The sequence below is a fragment of the Serratia sp. CY55921 genome (assembly GCF_052167655.1).
GTDB lineage: Bacteria > Pseudomonadota > Gammaproteobacteria > Enterobacterales > Enterobacteriaceae > Serratia > Serratia ureilytica.
In genome coordinates, this window is sequence record NZ_JBJNMU010000001.1 from 410764 (window position 1) to 422505 (window position 11742).

Annotated in this window: 8 protein-coding genes; 3 read left to right on the forward strand and 5 right to left on the reverse strand. The window is 53.4% G+C overall.

Annotation, left to right across the window (positions count from 1 at the left end; all coding sequences use genetic code 11):
* Positions 1-239: 239 nt before the first annotated feature.
* A complete protein-coding gene (locus ACJ8M3_RS02000; protein ID WP_042784980.1) occupies positions 240-995 on the forward strand; it encodes a glycosyltransferase family 2 protein in 756 nt (251 codons plus the stop codon).
* Between the two features lie 110 nt (positions 996-1105).
* Here ACJ8M3_RS02000 and ACJ8M3_RS02005 read toward each other — a convergent pair whose 3' ends face one another.
* From ACJ8M3_RS02005 to ACJ8M3_RS02020, 4 genes are all read right to left on the reverse strand, one after another.
* Positions 1106-2746: a Na+/H+ antiporter gene (locus ACJ8M3_RS02005; RefSeq protein ID WP_016927100.1), complete on the reverse strand. Its 1641-nt coding sequence runs from the start codon at positions 2744-2746 to the stop codon at positions 1106-1108.
* Positions 2747-2941: 195 nt separating this feature from the next.
* Entirely contained in the window at positions 2942-5281 is a 2340-nt protein-coding gene (locus ACJ8M3_RS02010; RefSeq protein WP_089197212.1) for a membrane-bound PQQ-dependent dehydrogenase, glucose/quinate/shikimate family, read from the reverse strand.
* A 457-nt stretch (positions 5282-5738) separates the two neighbouring features.
* A complete protein-coding gene (locus tag ACJ8M3_RS02015; protein WP_154219870.1) occupies positions 5739-5912 on the reverse strand; it encodes a hypothetical protein in 174 nt (57 codons plus the stop codon).
* Positions 5913-6407: 495 nt separating this feature from the next.
* Positions 6408-7295 (reverse strand): helix-turn-helix domain-containing protein, encoded by an 888-nt coding sequence (locus ACJ8M3_RS02020; RefSeq protein ID WP_089197211.1) that lies wholly within the window; start codon positions 7293-7295, stop codon positions 6408-6410.
* Positions 7296-7991: 696 nt separating this feature from the next.
* Here ACJ8M3_RS02020 and ACJ8M3_RS02025 point away from each other — a divergent pair.
* The gene (locus ACJ8M3_RS02025) at positions 7992-8840 is read left to right on the forward strand and encodes a helix-turn-helix domain-containing protein (RefSeq protein WP_223524802.1); all 849 of its coding nucleotides are present in this window, start codon (positions 7992-7994) and stop codon (positions 8838-8840) included.
* 717 nt (positions 8841-9557) lie between these two features.
* Here the strand turns inward: ACJ8M3_RS02025 and ACJ8M3_RS02030 are convergent.
* Positions 9558-11477, reverse strand: coding sequence for a sigma-54-dependent Fis family transcriptional regulator (locus ACJ8M3_RS02030; RefSeq protein ID WP_069099984.1), 1920 nt, complete (start codon positions 11475-11477; stop codon positions 9558-9560).
* Between ACJ8M3_RS02030 and ACJ8M3_RS02035 the strand changes: the two genes are divergently transcribed.
* Positions 11476-11700, forward strand: coding sequence for a hypothetical protein (locus ACJ8M3_RS02035; protein ID WP_139120308.1), 225 nt, complete (start codon positions 11476-11478; stop codon positions 11698-11700). The genes ACJ8M3_RS02030 and ACJ8M3_RS02035 overlap by 2 nt on opposite strands.
* Positions 11701-11742: the final 42 nt, after the last annotated feature.

Sequence of the window (11742 nt, forward strand, 5' to 3'; positions counted from 1 at the left end):
GCCGGCGCGTGAGCCGGTGCGGTGAACGCCCGAGCTTAATTCTGGTTACTCGTTGATTTTATTGAAATTGATGAAATAGTCAGATGCCATCATCCAGGGCATGACAGGGCAGCCAATATTCTAAATACTTAATTGAAGAGGCGCTCGGGGCAGGAGAAGCGCTTTGGGCGCGCGCTTTTGCAGGGCGCGCCCGCCGTTTTTGGCATGGACTGCATTTTCTCAGTGTCGTGGATTGTAAAATGGATTTTTGTAACCGGATTTCCGTGTGTTTATTGACGTTTAATTCATCGCGCCTGCTGCGTGACGTGTTGCAACCTGTGGCGGCGTTCGCCGATGAAATCATCGTGGTGGATTCGGGCAGTACTGACGGCACCTTGGCCATTTGCGACGACTTCAATATCAAGCCTCTTTATCACCCGTTTGAAACCCATGGCCGGCAAATGAATTACGCCATATCCCGCGCGCGACATGACTGGGTTTTGTGCCTGGACAGCGATGAGATCATGGATGATGAAGCGGTCGACGCGATGCGGCTTTTCAAGCGCACCCCAGGCCCCGACAAAAATAACGCCTATCGCATTCGTCGCGATTGGTTTGTGTTGGGACAGGCGGTCAGAACGCTTTATCCCGTCTCGTCACCGGATTACCCCATTCGCTTTTTTCATCGCCAGGTGGTGAAGTTCAATGATGCGCCGGTAGATGATGCGGCGGAAGGGGGCGCATCCACCTTGATACTGGCCGGGCACGTTAAACACGACACTTTTTTCTCAATCGAGGAAGTGTTTGCCAAGCTGAACAGCTATACGGCGCGCGTGGTGAAATACAAGGCGATAAGGCCATCGATTCTCCGAGGGGTGATTAGCGCCATCGGCGCATTTTTCAAGTGGTACATTTTCAGCGGCGCCTGGAAAGCGGGCCGGGTCGGGGCCGTGACCGGCGTTTACGCGGTGTCCTACAGTTTTTTGAAGTATTTCAAGGCGTGGTACCACAGATAGCCGAACGGCGGGCGTGGCGTGAGCTCCCGTTCGATTGCGGCGCGCGATTGCGGCGTTGGGCCGGCAACCGCGCGCCGAAGGCGGGGGGCGAACCGCCTTCATCTCCTCGTTTAAACGCTGTCTTCAGCGATCAGCACCTCAGTAATATCAATGCGATGCAGCAGCTTTCTCTGTTTCTCATGGCTGATTTTCTTCATGCGGCGCAGCCGGTACAGCTCTTCTCTTTCCGCGTGCAACGAGGCTAAGTACAGCTGCTTTTCCAGCCGCTTCAGCGCCACGATATTCTTAACGTCTTCTTTGGTCAGAATTTTACGTTGCAGCACGTCCAGCATCCGCCGCGTCGTTTCTTCAATCAGTTCCGGCGTGGCGTCGTCCGGCGGGGCGACGAGCAGCTTTTCCTTGGTTTCGTTGACGGCCTTGGTCGCCGCGCTCGCCAAGGCTTCTGAAACGGAGAAAGCCTCTTCCTGATCTTCTTCCGGCGGCAGATTGCCGCGCAACAGGAAGGGCAGCGTGACGATGCCGACGACGATCGAGAGCAAGATGACTCCTGAGGCGATAAACACCAGCTGATACCGCCCCGGGAATGGCGAGCCATCCAATAGAAACAGCGGAATTGACAGCACGCCCGCCAGGGTCACCGCCCCTCGCACCCCGGCAAAGGCGGCGACGAACAGATCGCGCGTGCTGAATTTCGAAAATAACAGCGGATCTTTGCGCATCAGGGTCGCGCTGCCGACCTTCATCAGCCACAGCCAAATCAAACGCACGGCGATCAAACTAAAATAGATGATCACCACGTAAGCCAGCAGTGTCTCCAGGCTGATGGAATGATCGATACCGGTTTGCGCCACGGTGAAGTTCAAGATGCCCGGCAGCTGCAGCCCAAGCAGAATAAACACCATGCCGTTAAACACGAACTCGAGCATTTCCCAAATATTATTGGTGCGTAAACGCACCAGCGGCATGCTGCGATTCACTTTGGATTGGCCAATCATCATGCCGGCGCTGACGGCGGCCAGGATGCCGGATACGCCGATTCTTTCCGCAATCAGATAGCAGGAAAAGGGCAGTAACAGCGAGAAAATAATCTGGGTGGCGGAATCGTTATACATCCATTTATGGATGAACTTAACCATTTGATTATAGAGAAAGACAATAATGATGCCGCACAGCACCCCGCCAATCGATACCTGAAGAAAGGTCAGAAAGGCGCTCTCCAGGGTAAACGCCATCGCGCCGAGCGCGACAGCGATGGAGAAGTTGAGGGAAACCAACCCGGAGGCGTCGTTCATCAGCGCCTCCCCTTCAATTACGCTCATCACGGGTTTGGGCATGCGTCCTTTACCGACGATGCCGGACAGCGCCACGGCGTCCGTTGGCGACAGAACGGCGGCCAGGGCAAATGCGGCGGCGAGGGGGATTGACGGGAGCAGGAAGTGGATCAGATAACCCACCCCGACGACCGTGATGATCACCAGCACCAGGGCCAGACAAAGGATTTCTCTGCCGTAATGGATGAACTCTTGCGCCGGCGTTTTCCAACCGTCGGCGAACAGCAGCGGGGGAATAAACAGCATCAAGAAAAGCTCGGGATTGAAGTCGATATGCAACCCAAACTGCGGCCAGGCCAACACGGCGCCAACGATGATTTGCATCAGCGGAAGCGGGATTTGGAAGGGCAATATGCGCGTCACGACGCCGGACAACGAGACGGTGAGCAATAAGATCAATATGGTGAAGAATGTTTCCATCGTGAACCTTTTGTGGATTTAATTTTTCTCGCCGTTATCAAACGGTTTTTCTGCATGCCGCCCCTCTGGCGGGCTCGTCGGCCAAGGCTGAGCAGCGGCCACGGCGGCCGCTGTCGATAAAGAAAGCGCAGTTGAGCAAGGCCGGTCTTCGCCCCCGCTTGCCTGTGTGATGGCGCAGGCAAACGGGGCAAAGGGTTAAGGCAGCGCAAACGCCATCACGTAATCGCCGGTTTCTGACGAATGCGCGGCGCCGCCGACCACAATAACGATGTATTGCTTGCCGGTTTTAGGCGAAACGTAGCTCATCGGCGTCGCGCTCGCGCCGACCGGCAGCGCATATTTCCAGACTTCTTTGCCGGTGCTGCTGTTATAGGCGCGCAGATAATAGTCCTGGAAGCCGGCGAAGAAGACCAGGCCGCCGGCGGTCGTCATGGTGCCCGCGTAGGTGGGCATGCCAACCGGCATCGGCAGGTGCGATCTGATGCCCAGCGGCCCCATTTTTTCGGCGGTGCCGGCCGGTATCTGCCAGGCGATCTTTTTGTTTTTGTAATCGACGGCGGTGATCGTGCCGTAAGGGGGTTGGTTGCAAGGCACTTCGAGCGGCGACATCCACATCAACGTGATCATGCCGTATGGCGTGCCGATCATGGGAGAAGGCCCGTGGCCATCGATCACTTTTTGCGGGTACTGCTTCGCGACGCGTTCATAGCTGTCGCGCGCCACTAACCAAAACACATTCGGGATGCGCACATCGTTCATGTAAGCCATATGGTTTACAGGATCAATCGACATGCTCCCCCAGTTGAGTCCGCCTAAATTGCCGGGCTGCTCGAGCGTTGGGCGGGTGCCGATCGGGGTCATGTCGCCCTGGTAATTCATCTGTTTGAACAGGATGCGGCAGGCCATCTGGTCAAACAGGGTGGTGCCCCACATTTTTTCTTCGGTCAGGCGCTCGGCGCCAATGGTCGGCATGCCGACGGAGAACGGCTGGGTTGGCGAGAGGCGCTCTTCCTCTGCGGCGCCTTGGGTCGGCACGGCTTTCTCTTCAACCTGCGCCAGCGGTTTGCCGGTCTCCCGGTTCAGGTAGAAAATCTGCCCGCGTTTGGTGCCGAGCAAAAGGGCGGGCACCGAGCGATGTTGCTCATCAAAACCGTCTACCAGCGCGGGTTGGGACGCGAGGTCATAATCCCAAATGTCGTGATGCGTGGTTTGGAATTTCCAGCGCTCACGGCCTGTTTCAATATCAATGGCGACCAGGGCAGAGTTGTACTCATCCGAATTTTCCGGGCGATTCATGCCGTAATAGTCGGGCGTTGCATTGCCAAGCGGCGCATACAACAAGCCTAATTTGTCGTCATAGGCGGCGGTGGTCCACATATTCGGCGTGCCGCGCGTATAGGTGCTTCCGGCCGGCGGCGCCTTGGTGATGCCCGGATTGCCTAAGTCCCACGCCCAGTCCAACTCGCCGGTTTTGGCGTCGAACGCCCTGATGACGCCGGAAGGCTCGCCTTTCATTACGTTATCGATAACCCAGCCGCCGACGATAATCTTCCCTCTGGCGATGGTCGGCGCCGAGGTTTGGAAGTAATAACCCGGTTTGACTTCCCCCATATGCTGGCCGAGATTCACCTCACCGTTTTGACCGAAGGCGGGGCATTTCTGGCCCGTTTTGGCATCCAGCGCAATGAGGCGGGCATCGATCGTGGTGTGAACGATCGTTTTCTCGCACAGAGCGCCTGGCGCAACCTCCTCATTTTTGTAGTAGCCAAGCCCGCGGCAGCGTTGCCAAACGGGGGAGGTGGAATGCGAGTCAAATTTCCAGCGCGCTTTACCCGTATCGGCATCGATAGCGGTGATAAGGCCGTTGGGCGTGCAGCTATACACCACATCATCAATCGCGAGCGGGGTATTTTGGTCCACGCCCGGCCGGAAATCGCCGGTGCGATAAACCCAGGCGAGTTTCAGATCTTTGACGGTTAAACGGTTCACCTGATTGAACGGCGCGTAGCGCGTTCCTTCCGTCGTGCGGCCATAGGCGCTCCAATCGGCAGGCGCATTGTCGCTTTTGCTCTCGATAAACGTCACGTCGCCAGCAGGGGTAATTTCGCCATGGGGAAAGAAGGCGCCGATAAAGAAAGCGACAAAGGCCACGGATAATGCCGAACCGGCGATGTAAGCCTGCTTTCGACTCTTGGCGCCGTGCAGGTACGAGGGAAGTAAAAACGCGGCGATAATAGAGAGGCCGGCGGGCACCAGCAGACGAGGGAACAATGCCCAGTAGTTAAGCCCCGACTCCCAAAGCGCCCACAGCACCGTCATCAAAAACAGCAGGCCGGTTAAGTAACAAGCCGATTTGCTGCGCTTGAGGACCAGCACTGCGGCGGCGATGTAGCCTATCCCGGTAATGGCATAGTAGAACGATCCGCCGAGGGCGATCAGCCAAATTCCCCCCACGGTTAACGCGACGCCAGAAAAAACCAGCAAGCAAAAGAACGTGATTATTGCGGCTCTCTTACCAAACGATGTTCTAATCATATGTTTTCCTTTGACTTTTAAATCCACATTGGATCACCATCCCATCGCTGCCAACGCCTGAAAATGCCGGCGCGAAAGGCAAGGCATGTCCCGCCTTGAGACTTTTTATTCTTTAACGCTTTAGGGGCATTGAGTTGTCGTTTTGATATCCATTTCAACAGTGGCCATTGCGGCTTGGATCAGTCGCCAGACCAAGATAAGGGGTTTTTATTGGGCGATGACAGAACGCGCGCGATAAAAATAACCATCAACATTTTTATTTAATACCGGGTTGTAACCGTCTCGCAGAGATACGGTTTTGGGTGCGCTGGGCAATCCGATATTTTATTGCAGTGATAAGCGCATTGAATGAAAGAGCCTCTCTGGACTAATTATTTAGAGTGATGATGAATGCGAAATTGCTTTTAATCACGAGGTTGCGTAGAGGTTTACCCTGCGTTGAGTTCAGGATGAAACGTCATTCTTTATCAAGCCGGTGTCGATAGAAACGGCGAAAAAAATGATTTAATGCCATTCTTTCCCCATCGACATAGACAATATAACCTTTCCCGCGTTCGCCGACGGTGACTTTTTCAACATTAACATTAGGATAGTGTTTTTTTAGGTTTTTAGACCATACTTGAATACTCATAATTCTATTTTCCTGACGCGCTTTATTCTTGTTTAAGGCATATTGATAGCACCCGTAAAAATAAGTCTCGTAGAAATAAAATATCGTCACTACCTGGGGATGTCTACAAGCGTGCGGGCGGGATAAAGCGAAAAATGCCGGTTGCGCTCAGGCGGGGTATTTAGCGCAAATAGAATAAAAACAATAAGTTATCCAATCGGCCGCACAAAAAGCAAATGTGGGTAACACATTGATATTTAAGGTTTTGGTACGTAAGTCATATCGAAGTCAACGCTTAACGGATAAGCGGTGATTCCTTGTGGGGGCGAGAAGAACTCATCTTGGCGCGATCTTCAGGGCGATATTGACGTGTTTTCCAATTAGATAAGTCTTAAAGTTGGCGCTTTGCAGCGAGTGGGTAATGAGTGGTTTTGAGCCTAAATTCATCATAACTCTTTATTGTTTAATATAAATCATTACCCTTTTTAATAAATAGCAACGCCGATAGTGACAGGGTTACCGCGCTGGCCCTGGCGCTACCTCTTTCTCTCTGCGCTTGATAGGGAAGACAATGGGGATATAGGTCTTCATCTCTATTCTATCGCCGCCTTTGGGGGTGATAATTTCAATGAGAAAGCGATCGATCATGCCAACTTTATTTATCGGGAATGATTTGGTGTAGATACTTTGCGTGAATTTTTGCGCCTCATCGCTTGCGCCGTCATAACTGAACTCTGCATAAAGTTGCATGTCTTTTTTTCCCTGGGCGTCGGCCAGAGAGGCAAGCACGCTGCCAAGACAGTCCTCTTCAGAAATATAGAGGGTCTTCAAATAGATGCTGACGTAATTCTCTTTCTTGATGCTCGCGCCAAAATTGAAAAAGTTAATCACGCCGCTATCCGTTTTTTTCATGTTATCAATTGCCGCCAATCGCAGCGCGGAAACCGCAGGATGGAAGTGATCTATCTCTGCATCAACGCCATCCCCTGAATCGTCGAAAAATTTTGGCAGGTGCACATAGCGATGCTCGGGAATGCCGTCGAGAAACAGCAATGGGATGGCGGAGGACACGTCCCACGATTTACTTTTGCGATACTGCATCGGCGAGGTTCTGAATTGCTTGCGAAACGCCCGTTCAAAGGATTGATATGACTGAAAGTTCAGCGCTTTAACGATATCGGAAATAGAGAGGTTCGTCGCTTTCAACATAAATGCGGCGCGAATGAGTTTTCTGCCCCTCACATAGCTCCCGAAAGTCATCCCTGTTTCATCTTTAAACGCTTTTTGGATATGCCCGCGTGAATATCCGCTTTTTTCTGACAGCATCTCAACGGTGAGCTTCTCATTGAACCCACTTTCTTCCACCCAGGCGAGCAGCTCCTCAATGACTTTGGTTATAAACATGCAGGAGCTCCCTTTTAGTTATCTGCCTAATGGTTGCGTTGGGTAAAATAACGCGTTATCGGTATTCAGCGATAAGCCCCCAATTTATCCGTTCTTTTAGGAAATATCCTGAGTATAGAACGCTTGCAATATTAACGCGGTAAATTAAAAAAAATGTACTTAAAAGTGTCATTTACCAAATAGCAGCGTATGGCTAAGAAGGAGAAAGTACAGGGATACATTTTAAGTGTATTAATTTATTGATTTTTATGAGTTTGTATGAATGAGTCAAGGTGGTGGGAGCACATTTTTTGCTCATTGATAGATAAAAACTCTATATGGCTGTCAATTTATTGACAGTAACATCTTTTCGAATCGAAATAATTAACTATTCTATGTTTAAGAGTGGGTGGTTAAGCGGCAAATAGGCCAGGCAGGGGATTGCGCAATTAAATAATGGTTAATCCAAGGGGGTATCAAGGATAATGACATTCAGGGAGGAGTATGAGGGGGGTATTTTCACGAAAAATAGCGTTTGCTATTTATCTTCTGGCTGTGGCCTGCGTTTTTTGAGGCAGAATAAACGCTGAGCGTTTTCTGTCTTGGCGTCCGTGGTTTATCAGCGTTTTTCCACACGACTTCTTTGTGAATCTCATCTTGTGCGAGAGGTGAATCGGCATCTTTCGCCCTGGAAATGATTTTTGTGCAACGTGATGCGTGGATATATTTGAACGGATATGGGAATGCCATTCTTCGAAAGAAAGCAAGCCGGACAGCTTTTGGTTCCGCAAGAAGAGAGATGCATTCAATAATAAAAATAGCAAGATGACAGGCTTTACTATGGATTGTTCTAACAAGTTCAGACGCAATATTTTAGATGAGATAATCGCTATCATTGAAAAAGCTATTGATACACAAAGCCATGTATCAATAAGGGCGCTATCCATTAAGTCAGGGTATTCCATCGGGCATTTACAGCGGATGTTCTATTTGTATGAAGGGATGAAGATAGGGACTTATATCAGAAAGCGCAGACTAAGCCGCGCGACGTTATTGCTGAAATGTACCGATATGAAGATCTATGAAATCGCGTTGCTCTCCGGATTTAGTTCTCAGCAATCATTTAGCCGTGCGTTTTCAAATCAATTCGGTTGCCCGCCAAGAACATTCAGAACCCTGCGCGATTGGCCTTTTCTCAATTATCAACCGATTATTGGCTTCGATAAAGAGCCTTTCCCCAGCAGCATCGTGTACTTGAATCTGCATGAGTATTACGAGAATAAAAGGATCGTGCAACTGCTTTCGCCGGTAATCAGCCGGGGGCAGATGAAGGTAAACGTAAAGAATCCAATAACCTGTAGCCTGTACAACGCATCGGCAAAGTACATTGCGATCAGACGCAATGAAAAAAAGATGAGCGAAAATGAGTTCATCCTATCGCTCTATGAGGGGGTGTTGGCTTCCCTGGATATCTTCATCACGCAAAGCGTAATCTTTAAAATTCACGATCACTGCCCAGGTGAAAAGGAAAACGTCAGCATGTGGTATTTCATCCCGATAAAATGAGCTTTGTTTATCGCGCGCGGCAGCAGGTTGCCTGATCACAACGGAAAGCTTGGGTTATGCCATCGATATTTTGATGGCGCCCTCCCGTCAACGCCCCATAAGCCTGTTTCCGCCAACGGAACGGTTGGTGAGGGAGAAAAAAAACCGACCGCGAGGGTCGGTAAGCATGGGGTATTCAATAGGTATGACAACACTACAATTAAATAATAGCGCGCGTTGAGGTTTTGTCTTTACCGAAAAGTGTTATCTCACGGAACAATGGACTCGGCATGCGCGCATCCTCTTTGGCAATAAGACGTGAGGCCTGCGACGCGCAGGCGTCATGAAATGAAGATAAAAAAAGCCGGCGATTAACGCCGGCCAATGAAACATCGACAATCTCTCTGAGATGCACGGCCCTACACGGGAAATAAGGCCATGCAGTTGCTATGTAATCCTACCTGGCGCGCTTTTTTTTACCAAAAAACGATATTTTTGGCAGGGAAGCGGGGAAATAAAAAAGCCGGTCGTGACGACCGGCGAATGCGAAAATAACAGGGTAACGTTAATTGAAAGTGCACATAAAATGATAGCGAATTAATCCTAGCACTGACATCGGCGGTATATTTTACCTAAAAATGTCTTTGCGGCATTGGCATTACCGCCCGGCTCCGACGGCGATATGAGTTTGTGCGCAGAGGAGAAAGGGCGGCCGATGCTGCGCCCTCCGAAGCCAGGCTAAGATCCCAGCGGCCAAACCGCCTCGCGCACGGCGATCGCTTTGGGCAACAGCCCCAGGGCGTAGAAGCGGTCGGCGATGCTTTGCTGCTGGCGGATCACCTGCAAATCCATGGCGCGGATCTCGTGGCTGCGGCGCGACAGCGCGAGTTCCAGCGAGGCGCTCGCCAGCCCCAGTTCGTCGGAAAGGTGACGAGCGGCTTCTCTCGGCTGCGCGGCAATGTAGCGGCCGGTGTGCTGCAATGCTTGCATCAGCGGCTGCAACAGATCGCCCGAGCGCTCGGCGAACTCGCGGCGCGCCAGATAGAATTGCTGATTGAGCACCCGTTGGGTGCCGTCGGCGATCACGCGCAGTTCCCCGCTGCGCTGCGCGTCGCTGAGCAGCGGATCCCACATCATCCAGGCGTCCACCGCCTGCAGGTCGGTCGCCGACAGCGGATACTTCGGCGGCGCATAGACGATGCGCACATCGTTCAACGTCAGTCCCTGTTCGTCCAACATCTGCAGCAATAAATAGTGCACGTTGGAGCCTTTGTTGAGCGCGATGCGTTTGCCGCGCAGATCGGCGGCGCTGCGTATCGGGCTGTCTTGCGGCACCACCATCGCCACGCTTTGCGGCGCCGGCGGCTCAAACCCGACATACACCAGCGCGTTGCCCTGCGCCTGCGCGAAGATCGGCGGCACTTCGCCGGTGGTGCCGAAGTCTATTTCATCGCCGTCGAGCGCGTGCAGCAGCTGCGGCCCGGCGGGAAACTCGCTCCACAGTACGCTGATGCGCTGTGCGGCGAAGTGCTGTTCCAGGCTTTGCCGCGCCTTGAGCACGCCGAGGTTGCCAAATTTTTGATAGCCGATGCGCAGTTCGCGTTCGGGCAGCGGCGCTGCGCTGATGGCCGGCGAATGCGCGGGCGCGCCGACGCTGCGGCGGCGCGGTTTGATCAGGCCAAGATGCGCCAAATGGGTGCGCAGGGTATTGCGGCTGACGCCGAGCAAGGCCGCCGCCTGCAGCTGGTTGCCGCCGCTGCGTTCGAAGGCGTTGCGCACCAGCGCATCCAGCACCCGTTGGTAGAGCTGGATACCGTCGCCTTGTAACTGCTGCTGCACGAAGCGATCGATGGCGTCGTCACCGCCGCCGCCGTGATCCGTCAGGCGTTGCGTGAGCCGCAGTTGCTGCGGGGCGATCGGCCCCTCCTGGCTCAGCAAGACCGCATTATGCAGCGTGTTCTCCAGCTCGCGCACGTTGCCGGGCCAGGGGTAGTCCAGCAGCGCCTGCTGCGCCTCCACCGTCAACTGCAGCGGCGGCCGTCCCAGCCGGCGGGCGTACAGCGCAAGAAAGTGTCTGGTCAGCGCCGGAATGTCCTCCGGCCGCTGGCGCAACGGGGGTAAGGTCACCGCCGCGACGTTCAGCCGGTAATAGAGATCTTCGCGGAAGCGTCGTTGGCGGATTGCGCCGGCCAGATCGACGTGGGTGGCGGCGATGACCCGCACATCGATCTTCAGCGGTTTGCGCGAACCGACGCGGGTGATTTCCCGTTCCTGCAACACGCGCAGCAGCTTGACCTGCAGCGACAGGTTGAGTTCGCCGATCTCGTCCAGCAGCAGGGTGCCGCCTTCCGCCGCTTCGAACCAGCCCTGATGGGTGCCGACGGCGCCGGTGAAGGCGCCTTTCTCATGGCCGAACAATTCGGCTTCCGCCAGGCTTTCCGTCAGCGCGCCGCAGTTGACCGCCAAAAAAGGGCGATGGCGGCGCGCGCTGTGGTGGTGCAGATAGCGCGCCACCACCTCTTTGCCGGTGCCGGTTTCGCCGACGATCAGTACGGTGGCATCGGTGGGGGCCAGCCGATCGAGCACGCTTTGCAGAGCGAGCGACGCCGGATCGATCAGCACCGGTTTGTCGGCGGCGAACGGTTGGGGATCGTACATGGGCGTCTCCTGGCTGACGGCGAAGGGGGAAAAAAATCTTATCCCAGCCCATGAGCGGCCGCGAGAGGGTAAAAGGCGCACGGTGCTGCATTGGCAACAGCTTTTCGCCGCCGCCTGCTGCCAATGCAGCAGCGCTTGGGCGGTGATGTCTTTTCAACGCATTGATATGCATTGCTTTTTAAAATCCGCCACTGTGGCATGCATCCTGCTTTTCGTTTTATAACCAAGCAAGATTTTTCTATCGATAAATATTGAGAATAGTTAT